The organism is Streptococcus mitis (assembly GCF_946188375.1).
Classification (GTDB): Bacteria; Bacillota; Bacilli; order Lactobacillales; family Streptococcaceae; genus Streptococcus; species Streptococcus mitis_CX.
The window spans coordinates 1-12,931 of sequence record NZ_CAMHUS010000011.1 but is presented as its reverse complement, the minus strand read 5'-3'; the positions used below and the strand labels follow the sequence as shown (position 1 = coordinate 12,931).

Here is a 12,931-nt window from a genome sequence, read left to right as displayed (position 1 = left end):
AAATAGAATAGAAGGAAGCTTATGAAGACACCATTTATCAATAAAGAAGACTTAGAAGCGATTGTTGCCGAGTTCCCGACACCTTTTCACTTGTATGATGAGAAGGGAATTCGTGAAAAGGCAAGGGCCGTCAACCAAGCCTTTTCGTGGAACAAGGGCTTTAAGGAATATTTTGCAGTTAAGGCTACTCCAACACCAGCTATTTTAAAAATTCTCCAAGAGGAAGGCTGTGGTGTGGACTGCTCTAGTTATGTGGAGCTTTTGATGAGCCATAAACTGGATTTCCCTGGTTCTGAGATTATGTTCTCTTCAAACAACACGCCAGACAAGGAATACGCCTATGCGCGTGAATTGGGTGCGACCATTAACTTGGATGCCTTTGAAGATATTGAACATCTGGAGCGAGCAGCAGGCATTCCAGAAATCATCTCATGTCGTTACAATCCTGGAGGCGTTTTTGAGCTGGGGACAGACATCATGGACAATCCTGGAGAAGCCAAGTTTGGCATGACCAAGGACCAGCTCTTTGAAGCTTTTGCCATCTTGAAGGAAAAAGGAGCCAAGACTTTTGGGATTCACTCCTTCTTAGCGTCCAATACCGTGACCCATCTCTATTATCCAGAGTTGGCTCGTCAGCTTTTTGAATTGGCTGTTGAAATCAAGGAAAAGTTGGGCATTTCGCTAGACTTTATCAATCTTTCTGGCGGTATTGGTGTCAATTATCGTCCAGACCAGGAGCCAAATGATATTGCCTTGATTGGTGAGGGAGTTCGTAAGGTGTATGAAGAGGTCCTTACGCCAGCTGGTCTTGGTGAGGTCAAGATTTTTACCGAATTGGGTCGTTTTATGCTAGCCCCTCACGGTGCCTTGGTCACAAGAGTCACTCATAAGAAGGAAACCTACCGTACCTATCTAGGTGTTGATGCATCAGCAGTCAACCTCATGCGTCCAGCTATGTATGGAGCCTACCATCATATTACTAACCTGACCCATCCAGATGGACCAGCTGAAGTAGTAGATGTGGTTGGTTCACTCTGTGAAAACAATGATAAATTTGCAGTGAATCGCGAACTGCCTCATACAGAAATCGGTGATTTGCTGGTAATTCATGATACAGGTGCCCACGGTTTTTCAATGGGTTACCAGTACAACGCCAAACTTCGTTCTGCGGAAATCCTCTATACCGAAGAAGGTAAGGCCCGTCAAATTCGCCGTGCAGAGCGCCCTGAGGACTACTTTGCAACCTTGTATGGCTTTGATTTTGAAGAATAAAATGATAAGTAATTGAAAATGAAATTGAAAAACAGATTGCTTTCTAAAAAATAGGCAAAAATCTTGTTTTTCCTTCAAGTCGTGATATAATAAAACTATAAAACGTTTTCAAGGAAGGTAACGATATGTCTGAAGAAACAATTGATTATGGACAAGTGACAGGAATGGTGCATTCGACAGAAAGCTTTGGGTCAGTAGATGGGCCTGGTATTCGCTTTATTGTCTTTTTGCAGGGCTGTCACATGCGTTGCCAGTATTGCCATAACCCGGATACTTGGGCTATGGAGTCCAATAAGTCACGTGAACGGACGGTAGATGATGTCTTGGCAGAGGCCTTGCGCTACCGTGGTTTCTGGGGAAATAAGGGCGGGATTACAGTCAGTGGAGGAGAAGCTCTCTTGCAGATTGATTTCTTGATTGCCCTCTTTACCAAGGCTAAGGAACAAGGAATCCACTGTACCTTGGATACCTGTGCACTACCTTTCCGTAATAAACCACGTTACCTTGAAAAGTTTGACAAACTCATGGCTGTCACTGACTTGGTCCTCTTGGATATCAAGGAAATCAACGAAGAACAGCACAAGATTGTCACTAGCCAAACCAATAAAAATATCTTGGCCTGTGCCCAGTATCTATCAGATATTGGAAAACCTGTCTGGATTCGCCACGTGCTAGTTCCAGGATTGACAGATAGAGATGATGACTTGATTGAACTTGGTAAGTTCGTCAAGACCCTTAAAAATGTGGATAAGTTTGAAATTCTACCTTATCACACCATGGGTGAGTTCAAATGGCGTGAACTGGGAATTCCATATTCCCTCGAAGGGGTTAAACCACCAACAGCAGACCGCGTGAAAAACGCTAAAAAACTCATGGATACCGAAAGTTATCAAGACTATATGAAACGTGTACATGGATAAAAAAGAAGCCTGATGGAAACATCGGGCTTTTGATACTCAATGAAAATCAAAGAGCAAACTAGGAAGCTAGCCGCAGGCTGCTCAAAACATGGTTTTGAGGTTGTGGATAGAACCGACGAAGTCAGTAACATATATACGGCAAGGCGAAGCTGACGTGGTTTGAAGAGATTTTTGAAGAGTATGACTTGCAAAAAAGACTTAGCAAACCAGCTAAGCCTTTTTCTTCTTATCTCGAACGTTGTTTTCCAGCGTTGCGATTTTTGTGTTTTTTCTTGCTTGTGATAGCAGTTGGTTGTTCAGGAGTAACGTCTTTTCGTCCACTTGGTTTAGAGAAAGCACGTGCTTTTGGTGGATTCTTAGCCAATTCTTCACGGACTTTTTTGCGAAGTTTTGGACGAACGATATAGTTGACGATAAACTGTTGGAGAATCATCATGAAACCACCGACAACCCAGTAAAGTGTGACACTGGCTGGTGAAATGAGGGAGAAGACAACAATCGTGATTGGGCTCACGTAAGCCATTTTCTTGATTTGTTCTCTTTGCGTTTCGTCTTCTACTCCGTGAAGTGAAAGGAGCGATTGAAGATAGTAAAGGACACCTGCGCAGGCAACCAAAATCATACTTGGAGAGCCTAGAGGAATTCCTAGGTAACTTGCTTGAGCAACACCTTCAGTATGCTGGGCAGCAAAGTAAATTGCAGAGAAGAAAGGCATTTGAAGGAGGATAGGGAAACATCCTACACCACCAAACATGCTGATGCCGTGCTCTTTTTGAGCAGCAAAGAGAGCTTGTTGGGCTTCGAGTTTTTCTTCTTGAGTAGTTGCTTCTTTGAGACGCGTTTGGTGTGGCTCAAGGACGTGCTTGAGGGCATTCATCTTTTCAGAGTGAAGCGTCGCCTTCCATGATTGGTAGATGCCAAGTGGCAAGATAATCAAGCGGACGATAATGGTTACGATGATGATAGCGACACCAAAGCCTAGACCTTGATCAGTAGCGAAGTACTTGATAGCTTCAGCCATAGGCGCTCCGATCGTATTCCAAATAAATCCTATTGGCTTTCCTGTGGCTTTATCGACGCTAACACAGCCAGTCAAGACTAGCAACATAGCCACTCCCATAGCCGAGAGTGCAAAACGTTTAATAGATTTCACTGTTTTTATTCCTTCTTTAAAAATTATACCTTTCTATTCTACTGTTTTTTTACAAAATATACAATAGTTCTAGAGACCTAATTTGCGATTTTAAAGTCAGGGTAGGGAGGAAAGTTGCTCAGTTGGACATCTAAGTAGCTGACTTTTGAAAAAGGTGTGGGTCCTTTGCGGATTTCTTGGATAAATTTTGCCATGATAGCAGATGAGTCTGCTTGGGCTAAGATTTCCACTGTGCCATCGTCGTTATTCCATACCCGACCTGTGATGCCACCAATTTCAAGTGCCAAGCTGTAAACACCCCAACGAAAGCCAACTCCTTGCACCCTACCTTGGGCAATCATTCTAACCTTTTGCATACCAAACCCCTTTGATTGTGTTATAATATTTCTATGACTATTATAACCTCAAAAGCCAATTCTGTGGTAAAAAATGCCAAGAAATTACACCAAAAAAAATACCGCAAGTCTGCTTATTTGATTGAAGGCTGGCACTTGTTTGAAGAAGCTGTCCAAGCTGGAGTTACGATTGAGAAAATCTTTGCCCTAGAAAGTTACCGAGATCAGTTAGCCTCGTTTCCGCAAACTGTCTGGGTTTCAGAGGAAATTTTGATAGATTTAGCGGATTCTCAGACTCCACAGGGCATTGTTGCGGTGGTTCAAAAAGAAGAAGTAGGACAAGCTGACTTTAGTCAGGGCAAGTTCTTGTTTTTGGAAGATGTGCAAGATCCTGGTAATGTGGGAACTATCATTCGGACTGCGGATGCAGCAGGTTTTACTGGAGTGATTGTTTCAGAAAAGTCGGCAGATATCTACAGTCTCAAGACCTTACGTTCCATGCAAGGCAGTCATTTTCATCTGCCTATTTACCGGATGTCGAGTCAAGCGCTTCTTAAGGAAACCAAAGAGGCAGCTATCCCAGTGCTGGCAACAACCCTATCTGAAGATTCTGTTGATTACAGAGAACTGCCTCCTATAGAAAATTTTGTACTAGTCATGGGAAATGAGGGGCAAGGAATTAGTCCCCTTATGGCTGAAAGTGCAGACCAGTTGGTCCACATTAGTATGAAGGGACAGGCGGAGAGTTTGAATGTTGCCGTTGCAGCTGGTATCTTAATTTTCCATTTAAGCTAATTTTAACTTTCTTTGTTATAATCAAGGAAAGATGTTCATAGAAAAGGAGAAAAGATGAATCACACTATTATTCACGACCGCGCAGGTCTCAATCAATTTTACGCTAAGGTTTATGCCTTTGTTGGTCTGGGAATCGGACTATCCGCTTTAGTATCAGGTCTTATGTTAACGGTCTTTCAATCTCAGTTGGTTTACTTTTTGATGCAGGGACGTCTCTGGTTGACCATTGCTACTTTTGCGGAGTTGGCCTTGGTTTTCGTTGCCAGTAACATGGCCTTAAAGAATAGTCCAGCGGCTCTTCCAGTATTTTTACTTTACTCTGTTTTAAACGGCTTTACTCTTAGTTTTGTGGTGGCCTTCTATACTCCGGGTACAGTTTTATCCGCCTTTGTGTCTAGCGCCCTTCTCTTCTTTGTCATGGCGGCAGTTGGCATGTTCACCAAGAAAGATTTGAGTGGCCTTGGTCGGGCTATGATGGCGGCTCTTATCGGTTTGCTGATTGCCATGGTAGTTAATATTTTCTTGGCTAGCGGCTTCTTTGATTATATGATTAGCGTAGCCATGGTTTTGGTTTTCTCAGGGTTGATTGCTTGGGATAACCAAAGAATTCGTCTCGCTTATGAACAATCACAAGGCCGTGTAGCGACAGGTTGGGTTGTGTCAATGGCTCTCAGTATCTATCTTGATTTTATCAATCTCTTCCTAAGTATTCTACGTATCTTCGGTCGCAATGACTAAAAGGTCCCTAGGATCAGTGTTCGAAGGAGCACTGATTTTTTCGTATTTGCTCTTTCCTTTTCTTGGAAATAGGTGTATAATGCTTTTAATTAATTTTTTGAGGAGTAGTTTATGAAGAAAAGTTTTATTCATCAACAAGAAGAGATTTCCTTTGTCAAAAACACTTTTACCCAGTATTTGAAAGATAAGTTAGAAGTTGTCGAAGTTCAAGGTCCTATCTTGAGCAGGGTCGGTGACGGGATGCAGGACAACTTATCAGGTGTGGAGAATGCCGTATCGGTCAAGGTTCTCCAAATCCCTGATGCTACTTATGAAGTGGTGCACTCACTTGCTAAATGGAAGCGCCATACTTTGGCCCGTTTTGGTTTCGGTGAGGGAGAAGGTCTTTTTGTCCACATGAAGGCCCTTCGTCCAGACGAAGACTCGTTGGATGCGACTCACTCTGTTTATGTTGACCAGTGGGATTGGGAGAAAGTTATCCCAAATGGTAAGCGTAACATCGCTTATCTAAAAGAAACAGTTGAGAAGATTTACAAGGCTATTCGCCTTACTGAGCTAGCTGTTGAAGCCCGCTATGACATCGAATCAATCTTGCCAAAACAAATCACTTTTATCCACACAGAAGAGTTGGTAGAACGCTACCCAGACTTGACACCGAAAGAACGTGAAAATGCTATTTGTAAAGAATTTGGAGCAGTCTTCTTGATTGGTATCGGTGGTGAATTACCAGACGGTAAACCGCACGATGGACGTGCACCAGACTACGATGACTGGACAAGCGAGTCTGAAAATGGCTACAAGGGTCTAAATGGTGATATTCTTGTCTGGAATGAATCTTTAGGTGGGGCCTTTGAGTTGTCTTCTATGGGAATCCGTGTAGATGAAGAAACGCTTCGCCGTCAGGTTGCCATCACAGGTGATGAAGACCGTTTAGAATTGGAATGGCACAAGGCTTTGTTGAACGGTCTATTCCCATTGACAATCGGTGGGGGAATTGGACAATCTCGGATGGCTATGTTCCTACTTCGCAAGAAACACATCGGAGAAGTGCAAACAAGTGTTTGGCCTCAAGAAGTCCGCGATACTTACGAAAATATTTTGTAGAGAATCGAACCGCAAGGTTCGGTTTTCTTTCTCTTTTTGCCCATAATTTGGTATAATAAACGGTATGAAAATCGTATCAGGAATCTATGGGGGACGTCCCCTCAAGACACTAGAAGGCAAGACGACAAGACCTACTTCGGATAAGGTTAGGGGAGCCATTTTTAACATGATTGGTCCCTACTTTGAAGGGGGACGAGTCTTGGACCTTTATGCAGGTAGTGGTGGTTTATCTATCGAGGCAGTATCGCGTGGTATGTCCAGCGCTGTTTTGGTGGAGCGAGACCGTAAGGCTCAGGCTATCGTGGCTGAAAATATTCAGATGACCAAGGAAGTTGGGAAATTTCAACTCCTCAAGATGGATGCAGAAAGGGCGTTGGAACAGATATCTGGGGAATTTGACCTCATTTTCTTAGATCCTCCTTATGCCAAGGAACAAATCGTAGCAGATATTGAAAAAATGGCTGAGAAAGAGCTTTTTTCTGAAGATGTCATGGTCGTGTGTGAGACGGATAAGATCGTTGAACTTCCAGAAGAAATTGCCTGCCTGGGCATATGGAAGGAAAAGATTTATGGAATTAGTAAGGTGACAGTCTATGTCAGATAAGATTGGCTTATTCACAGGCTCATTTGATCCGATGACAAATGGGCATCTGGATATGATTGAACGGGCGAGCAGACTCTTTGATAAGCTCTATGTCGGTATTTTTTTTAATCCCCACAAACAGGGATTTCTCCCTATCGAAAATCGTAAATGGGGGCTAGAAAAGGCTTTGGAACATTTGGAAAATGTTGAAGTCGTGTCTTCTCATGATGAATTGGTGGTTGATGTCGCAAAAAGACTGGGGGCTACTTGCCTAGTGCGTGGTTTGAGGAATGCAGCGGATTTGCAATATGAAGCCAGTTTTGATTACTACAACCATCAGCTGTCTCCTAATATAGAGACCATTTATTTACATAGTCGACCTGAACATCTCTATCTCAGTTCATCCGGTGTTAGAGAACTTTTGAAGTTTGGTCAGGATATTGCTTGCTATGTTCCCGAGAGTATTTTGGAGGAAATAAGAAATGAAAAAAAAGATTAGATGGCCCTTATATGTCATTGCGGCCTTGATTGTGACTTTCTTGGCATTTGTAGTGCCCTTGCCCTACTATATAGAGGTTCCAGGTGGTTCGGAAGATATTCGCCAAGTCCTTAAAGTCAATGACACAGAAGATAAGGAAGCTGGTGCCTATCAATTCGTTACGGTTGGTGTCCAGCACGCTACTTTAGCCCATATGATTTATGCTTGGTTGACGCCTTTTACAGATATTCGTAGTGCCCAAGAGACTACAGGTGGTTCTTCCGATGTTGAATTTATGCGGATTAATCAATTCTACATGCAAACATCACAAAACATGGCCAAGTATCAAGGGCTAAAAACAGCTGGTAAGGATATTGAACTAAAATATCTTGGGGTTTATGTTTTGACTGTGACGGATAATTCGACCTTTAAAGGGATTCTTAACATCTCTGATACGGTCACAGCAGTCAATGATCAAACCTTTGACAGTTCCAAAGACTTGATTGATTACGTCAATTCTCAAAAACTAGGGGACTCCGTCAAGGTAACTTATGAAGAGGATGGGCAAACCAAGTCTGCAGAAGGTAAGATTATCACCTTGGAAAATGGCAAAAATGGGATTGGAATCGGTTTGATTGACCGTACGGAAGTGACCAGTGATGTCCCAATTCGCTTTTCAACAGCTGGTATCGGTGGTCCAAGTGCAGGTCTCATGTTTAGTCTGGCCATCTATACTCAAATAGCTGACCCTGGTCTTCGTAATGGTCGTATCGTTGCCGGTACAGGTACCATTGATCGCGATGGGAATGTGGGGGACATTGGAGGTATTGATAAGAAAGTTGTTGCTTCGGCTAGAGAAGGTGCTGCTATTTTCTTTGCCCCGGATAACCCTGTTAGCGAAGAAGAACAAAAAGCGCATCCTGATGCTAAAAACAACTACCAAACAGCCCTAGAAGCAGCCAAAACAATCAAGACTGATATGAAAATCGTGCCAGTTAAAACCCTACAAGATGCAATTGATTACTTGAAAAACAATCCCTAGTTTTTGAGTGAAGTTTCCAAACTAGCGCACAAACAGAGAAGATGGTATAATAGTCAAATGGTTCAATTATTATTCACTCTAAGTAGTCACATGCTCTTTATTTATGTGAGTTTTTACCTTTTAAAGGATCTTGTTCGATGGGAAAAGGTTTTAAAAGTGACAGCTGAGAATACAAGAAAAGTTCGTTTATTAGTAGTCTTTTTCAGCATTGTCATGGGCTATATCATGAGTTCTTTCTTTATCAGCCTGTATCAGTTGTGGCAAGAAGCGCTTAGAGGATTATTATAAAATCAAATGTAAAGGAAATAAGTATGGAAAAAATTGTGGTTCAAGGTGGCGATAATCGTCTGGTAGGAAGTGTTACGATCGAAGGAGCAAAGAATGCAGTCTTGCCCTTGTTGGCAGCGACTATTCTAGCAAGTGAAGGAAAGACCGTCTTGCAGAATGTTCCTATCTTGTCAGATGTGTTCACTATGAATCAGGTGGTTCGTGGTTTGAATGCCAAGGTGGATTTTAATGAAGAAGATCATCTTGTTGAGGTGGACGCGACTGGCGATATCACTGAGGAAGCTCCTTACAAGTATGTCAGCAAGATGCGTGCATCTATCGTTGTCTTGGGACCAATTCTTGCCCGTGTAGGTCATGCCAAGGTATCCATGCCAGGTGGTTGTACGATTGGTAGCCGCCCTATTGATCTGCATTTGAAAGGTCTAGAAGCTATGGGGGCTAAGATTAGTCAGACAGCTGGTTATATCGAAGCCAAGGCTGATCGCTTACATGGAGCTCATATCTACATGGACTTCCCAAGTGTTGGTGCTACTCAGAACTTGATGATGGCAGCGACGCTGGCTGATGGGGTTACAGTGATTGAAAATGCTGCGCGTGAGCCTGAGATTGTGGACCTAGCCATTCTCTTAAATGAAATGGGAGCTAAAGTAAAAGGTGCTGGTACAGAGACCATTACCATTACCGGTGTGGAGAAACTTTATGGTACGACTCACAATGTGGTCCAAGACCGTATTGAAGCTGGAACCTTTATGGTGGCTGCTGCCATGACTGGTGGTGATGTCCTGATTAAAGATGCTGTTTGGGAGCACAACCGTCCCTTGATTGCCAAATTGCTTGAAATGGGAGTGGAAGTGACGGAGGAGGCTGAAGGAATTCGAGTTCGCTCTCAACTAGAAAATCTAAAAGCTGTCCATGTGAAAACCTTGCCCCACCCAGGATTTCCAACAGATATGCAGGCTCAATTTACAGCCTTGATGACTGTCGCAAAAGGCGAATCAACTATGGTGGAGACAGTTTTTGAAAATCGTTTCCAACATCTAGAAGAAATGCGCCGTATGGGCTTGCACTCTGAAATTATCCGTGATACAGCACGTATTGTTGGTGGACAGCCTTTGCAGGGAGCAGAAGTTCTTTCAACTGACCTTCGTGCCAGTGCAGCCTTGATTTTGACAGGTTTGGTAGCACAAGGAGAAACCGTAGTTGGTAAATTAGTCCACTTGGATAGAGGCTACTACCGTTTTCATGAGAAGTTGGCGCAGTTGGGTGCTAAGATTCAGCGGATTGAGGCAAGTGATGAAGATGAATAAGAAATCAAGCTACGTAATCAAGCGTTTACTTCTGGTCATTTTGGTACTGTTTTTAGGTGCTCTAGCCCTAGGAATTGGCTTAATGGTAGGTTATGGAATCTTGGGCAAGGGTCAAGATCCATGGGCTATCCTGTCTCCAGCAAAATGGCAGGAATTGATTCATAAATTTACAGGAAATTAGGCTGGAAAACCAGCCTTTTTCTAGAGATAAGGAGAAATATGAACAAAAAAACAAGACAGACACTAATCGGATTGCTGGTATTATTACTTTTATCTGCCGGTAGCTATTATATCAAGCAGATGCAGTCGACAGCTAATACTCCTAAAACTAAGGTGAGTCAGAAAAAACAAGCGTCTGAAGCTCCTAGTCAAGCATTGGCAGAGAGTGTCTTAACAGACGCAGTCAAGAGTCAAATAAAAGGGAGTCTGGAGTGGAATGGCTCAGGTGCTTTTATCGTTAATGGCAATAAAACAAATCTAGATGCCAAGGTTTCAAGTAAGCCCTACGCTGATAATAAAACAAAGACAGTGGGCAAGGAAACAGTGCCAACCGTAGCAAATGCCCTCTTGTCTAAGGCTACTCGCCAGTACAAGAATCGTGAAGAAACTGGGAATGGTTCGACTTCTTGGACTCCTCCAGGCTGGCATCAGGTTAAGAATCTAAAGGGTACTTATACCCATGCGGTCGATAGAGGTCACTTGTTAGGCTATGCCTTAATCGGTGGCTTGGATGGTTTTGATGCCTCGACAAGCAATCCTAAAAACATTGCTGTTCAAACAGCCTGGGCAAATCAGGCGCAAGCCGAGGATTCGACTGGTCAAAACTACTATGAAAGCATGGTACGTAAGGCCTTGGATAAAAACAAGCGTGTCCGTTACCGTGTAACTCTTTATTATGCTTCAAACGAGGACTTAGTTCCCTCAGCTTCACAGATTGAAGCCAAATCTTCAGACGGAGAATTGGAATTTAATGTTCTAGTTCCCAATGTTCAAAAAGGACTTCAACTGGATTACCGAACTGGAGAAGTAACGGTAACTCAGTAAAATACAAAATAAACTCCTATGTCACTTTTGGATATAGGAGTTCTTTATTACTAGTTTAAGCAGGGCTACAATAGACACTGATACTCAATGAAAATCAAAGAGCAAACTAGGAAGCTAGCCGCAGCTTGCTCAAAGCACAGCTTTGAGGTTGCAGATGAAGCTGACGTGGTTTGAAGAGATTTTCGAAGAGTATTGAGAAAAAATAATATGTACTGGACTATATTTTGTGATATAATAAAGGATAAGATACTATTTTAGGAGAAGAACTATGGAAGACCCAAGTAGTCAGAATTTGTTGCTACAATTTGTTTTATTGTTTATCTTGACGGTGTTAAATGCCTTTTTCTCAGCCACAGAAATGGCCATGGTTTCTCTTAATCGTGCCCGAGTTGAACAAAAGGCGGAAGAAGGAGACAGACGCTACATCCGCCTTCTGAAGGTACTAGAAAATCCTAACCATTTTTTATCAACCATTCAGGTAGGAATCACCCTGATTACAATCTTATCAGGGGCGAGTTTGGCAGAAACTCTGGGACGAGAAATTGCATCTTGGCTTGGAAATGGCGAAACAGCTTATGCCGTTGCAAGTTTTCTGTCTTTAGCATTTTTGACTTATATTTCCATCGTTTTTGGGGAATTGTATCCTAAGAGAATCGCTCTTAATCTAAAGGATGCCTTAGCGATTCGTACAGCGCCAGTTATTATTGGATTGGGGAAACTAGTTAGTCCCTTTGTTTGGCTCTTATCTGCATCTACCAATCTCTTGAGTCGCTTGACTCCGATGACCTTTGACGATGCTGATGAAAAAATGACCCGTGATGAAATTGAGTACATGCTGACAAATAGTGAAGAAACACTAGATGCTGACGAAATTGAAATGTTACAAGGAATCTTTTCACTGGACGAATTAATGGCCAGAGAAGTCATGGTTCCTCGAACGGATGCCTTTATGGTGGATATTCAGGATGATAGTCAAAGCATCATCCAAAGTATTTTAAAACAAAATTATTCTCGTATCCCTGTCTATGATGGGGATAAGGACAATGTGATTGGGATTATTCACACCAAGAGTCTCCTTAAGGCGGGCTTTGAGGACGGTTTTGACAATATTGTTTGGAAGAAAATCTTACAAGATCCACTTTTTGTTCCTGAAACTATTTTTGTGGATGACTTGTTAAAAGAATTGCGCAATACCCAAAGACAAATGGCAATCTTGCTAGATGAATACGGTGGGATGGCTGGTTTGGTGACCCTGGAAGACCTCTTAGAGGAAATCGTTGGGGAAATCGATGACGAAACAGATAAGGCTGAAATCGAAGTTCATAAAATTGGAGAAGATACTTATATTGTTCAAGGTACCATGAATCTCAATGATTTTAATGACTACTTTGATGTTGAACTGGAAAGTGATGACGTTGATACAATCGCTGGTTACTATTTGACAGGAGTGGGGACCATTCCAACGACTGAGAAACTCAGTTATGAATTAGTCAGCCAAAACAAACAACTTATCCTAACCAATGATAAGGTGAAAAATGGACGTGTTACCAAGGTAAAAGTCCAAATTACCGAAGTTGAAATAGAAGAAGAAACAGAGTAAACTAGAGGCTTTTGTCACCAGGCGTGACAAAGCTTTTTTCAGTTGATTTCAAAAGGAAATTGTGTCCTCGAAAAACTCAGCCCCAAACTTGCCCCAAAAGTTTTTTAAAGTTATACGTATTTATTCAAGGAAAAAGAAAAAAGCCCTTTAAATTGGGCTTTCTGTTTAAATGAAACCTGATAAATCAAGTTAAAGAAGGCGGTAGACGGATTAAAAACCATTGATTTATCGGGCTTTGTGGGTATTTTGCCCCAAATCCGCCCCAAATTTAA

At 42.3% G+C, this 12,931-nt stretch carries 15 protein-coding genes; 13 read left to right on the top strand and 2 right to left on the bottom strand.

What is annotated here, in order from left to right; all coding sequences use genetic code 11:
• Positions 1 to 21: 21 nt before the first annotated feature.
• Positions 22 to 1,272 carry a diaminopimelate decarboxylase gene (locus tag N8M16_RS08815; protein ID WP_261070030.1) on the top strand — a complete coding sequence of 417 codons (1,251 nt, stop codon included), beginning with the start codon at positions 22 to 24 and terminating at the stop codon, positions 1,270 to 1,272.
• 125 nt (positions 1,273 to 1,397) lie between these two features.
• Entirely contained in the window at positions 1,398 to 2,192 is a 795-nt protein-coding gene (pflA, locus tag N8M16_RS08810; protein ID WP_033683045.1) for a pyruvate formate-lyase-activating protein, read from the top strand.
• A gap of 226 nt (positions 2,193 to 2,418) precedes the next feature.
• Here the strand turns inward: pflA and yidC are convergent, their stop codons facing one another.
• Positions 2,419 to 3,345 (bottom strand): membrane protein insertase YidC, encoded by a 927-nt coding sequence (yidC, locus tag N8M16_RS08805; RefSeq protein WP_261070029.1) that lies wholly within the window; start codon positions 3,343 to 3,345, stop codon positions 2,419 to 2,421.
• 77 nt (positions 3,346 to 3,422) lie between these two features.
• Positions 3,423 to 3,701, bottom strand: coding sequence for an acylphosphatase (locus tag N8M16_RS08800; protein WP_020903085.1), 279 nt, complete (start codon positions 3,699 to 3,701; stop codon positions 3,423 to 3,425).
• A 33-nt stretch (positions 3,702 to 3,734) separates the two neighbouring features.
• Between N8M16_RS08800 and N8M16_RS08795 the strand changes: the two genes are divergently transcribed.
• The 11 genes from N8M16_RS08795 (at position 3,735) to N8M16_RS08745 (ending at position 12,659) form a co-directional block, all read left to right on the top strand.
• Positions 3,735 to 4,475 (top strand): TrmH family RNA methyltransferase, encoded by a 741-nt coding sequence (locus N8M16_RS08795; RefSeq protein WP_261070028.1) that lies wholly within the window; start codon positions 3,735 to 3,737, stop codon positions 4,473 to 4,475.
• Positions 4,476 to 4,529: 54 nt separating this feature from the next.
• Positions 4,530 to 5,213 (top strand): Bax inhibitor-1/YccA family protein, encoded by a 684-nt coding sequence (locus N8M16_RS08790; protein ID WP_001016903.1) that lies wholly within the window; start codon positions 4,530 to 4,532, stop codon positions 5,211 to 5,213.
• Positions 5,214 to 5,324: 111 nt separating this feature from the next.
• Positions 5,325 to 6,317 (top strand): aspartate--ammonia ligase, encoded by a 993-nt coding sequence (gene asnA, locus N8M16_RS08785; protein WP_000748003.1) that lies wholly within the window; start codon positions 5,325 to 5,327, stop codon positions 6,315 to 6,317.
• A 64-nt stretch (positions 6,318 to 6,381) separates the two neighbouring features.
• Positions 6,382 to 6,921, top strand: coding sequence for a 16S rRNA (guanine(966)-N(2))-methyltransferase RsmD (rsmD, locus tag N8M16_RS08780; RefSeq protein WP_261070027.1), 540 nt, complete (start codon positions 6,382 to 6,384; stop codon positions 6,919 to 6,921).
• On the top strand, positions 6,911 to 7,399 hold the full coding sequence (coaD, locus tag N8M16_RS08775) for a pantetheine-phosphate adenylyltransferase (RefSeq protein ID WP_261070026.1): 489 nt from the start codon (positions 6,911 to 6,913) through the stop codon (positions 7,397 to 7,399). Before rsmD ends, coaD begins: the two co-directional genes overlap by 11 nt.
• Positions 7,383 to 8,420, top strand: a complete 1,038-nt coding sequence (locus N8M16_RS08770; protein WP_000727281.1) for a SepM family pheromone-processing serine protease — start codon at positions 7,383 to 7,385, stop codon at positions 8,418 to 8,420. The genes coaD and N8M16_RS08770 overlap by 17 nt, the downstream gene beginning before the upstream one ends.
• Positions 8,421 to 8,477: 57 nt before the next feature.
• Positions 8,478 to 8,708: a DUF1146 family protein gene (locus N8M16_RS08765; RefSeq protein WP_261034242.1), complete on the top strand. Its 231-nt coding sequence runs from the start codon at positions 8,478 to 8,480 to the stop codon at positions 8,706 to 8,708.
• 23 nt (positions 8,709 to 8,731) lie between these two features.
• Positions 8,732 to 10,015 carry a UDP-N-acetylglucosamine 1-carboxyvinyltransferase gene (murA, locus tag N8M16_RS08760; RefSeq protein WP_261052811.1) on the top strand — a complete coding sequence of 428 codons (1,284 nt, stop codon included), beginning with the start codon at positions 8,732 to 8,734 and terminating at the stop codon, positions 10,013 to 10,015.
• Positions 10,008 to 10,196 carry a DNA-directed RNA polymerase subunit beta gene (locus tag N8M16_RS08755; RefSeq protein WP_004241151.1) on the top strand — a complete coding sequence of 63 codons (189 nt, stop codon included), beginning with the start codon at positions 10,008 to 10,010 and terminating at the stop codon, positions 10,194 to 10,196. The genes murA and N8M16_RS08755 overlap by 8 nt, the downstream gene beginning before the upstream one ends.
• Before the next feature lie 38 nt (positions 10,197 to 10,234).
• Positions 10,235 to 11,059: a DNA-entry nuclease EndA gene (gene endA, locus N8M16_RS08750; protein WP_261070025.1), complete on the top strand. Its 825-nt coding sequence runs from the start codon at positions 10,235 to 10,237 to the stop codon at positions 11,057 to 11,059.
• A 268-nt stretch (positions 11,060 to 11,327) separates the two neighbouring features.
• Positions 11,328 to 12,659, top strand: coding sequence for a hemolysin family protein (locus N8M16_RS08745; RefSeq protein WP_261070024.1), 1,332 nt, complete (start codon positions 11,328 to 11,330; stop codon positions 12,657 to 12,659).
• Positions 12,660 to 12,931 lie beyond the last annotated feature (272 nt).

Coding starts and splice junctions, on each gene's coding strand:
- N8M16_RS08800 (WP_020903085.1), bottom strand. CDS start 3,701: ATGCAAAAGGTTAGAATGATTGCCCAAGGTAGGGTGCAAGGAGTTGGC.
- N8M16_RS08790 (WP_001016903.1), top strand. CDS start 4,530: ATGAATCACACTATTATTCACGACCGCGCAGGTCTCAATCAATTTTAC.
- N8M16_RS08815 (WP_261070030.1), top strand. CDS start 22: ATGAAGACACCATTTATCAATAAAGAAGACTTAGAAGCGATTGTTGCC.
- N8M16_RS08795 (WP_261070028.1), top strand. CDS start 3,735: ATGACTATTATAACCTCAAAAGCCAATTCTGTGGTAAAAAATGCCAAG.
- rsmD (WP_261070027.1), top strand. CDS start 6,382: ATGAAAATCGTATCAGGAATCTATGGGGGACGTCCCCTCAAGACACTA.
- N8M16_RS08755 (WP_004241151.1), top strand. CDS start 10,008: ATGAATAAGAAATCAAGCTACGTAATCAAGCGTTTACTTCTGGTCATT.
- endA (WP_261070025.1), top strand. CDS start 10,235: ATGAACAAAAAAACAAGACAGACACTAATCGGATTGCTGGTATTATTA.
- N8M16_RS08745 (WP_261070024.1), top strand. CDS start 11,328: ATGGAAGACCCAAGTAGTCAGAATTTGTTGCTACAATTTGTTTTATTG.
- murA (WP_261052811.1), top strand. CDS start 8,732: ATGGAAAAAATTGTGGTTCAAGGTGGCGATAATCGTCTGGTAGGAAGT.
- pflA (WP_033683045.1), top strand. CDS start 1,398: ATGTCTGAAGAAACAATTGATTATGGACAAGTGACAGGAATGGTGCAT.
- asnA (WP_000748003.1), top strand. CDS start 5,325: ATGAAGAAAAGTTTTATTCATCAACAAGAAGAGATTTCCTTTGTCAAA.
- coaD (WP_261070026.1), top strand. CDS start 6,911: ATGTCAGATAAGATTGGCTTATTCACAGGCTCATTTGATCCGATGACA.
- N8M16_RS08765 (WP_261034242.1), top strand. CDS start 8,478: ATGGTTCAATTATTATTCACTCTAAGTAGTCACATGCTCTTTATTTAT.
- N8M16_RS08770 (WP_000727281.1), top strand. CDS start 7,383: ATGAAAAAAAAGATTAGATGGCCCTTATATGTCATTGCGGCCTTGATT.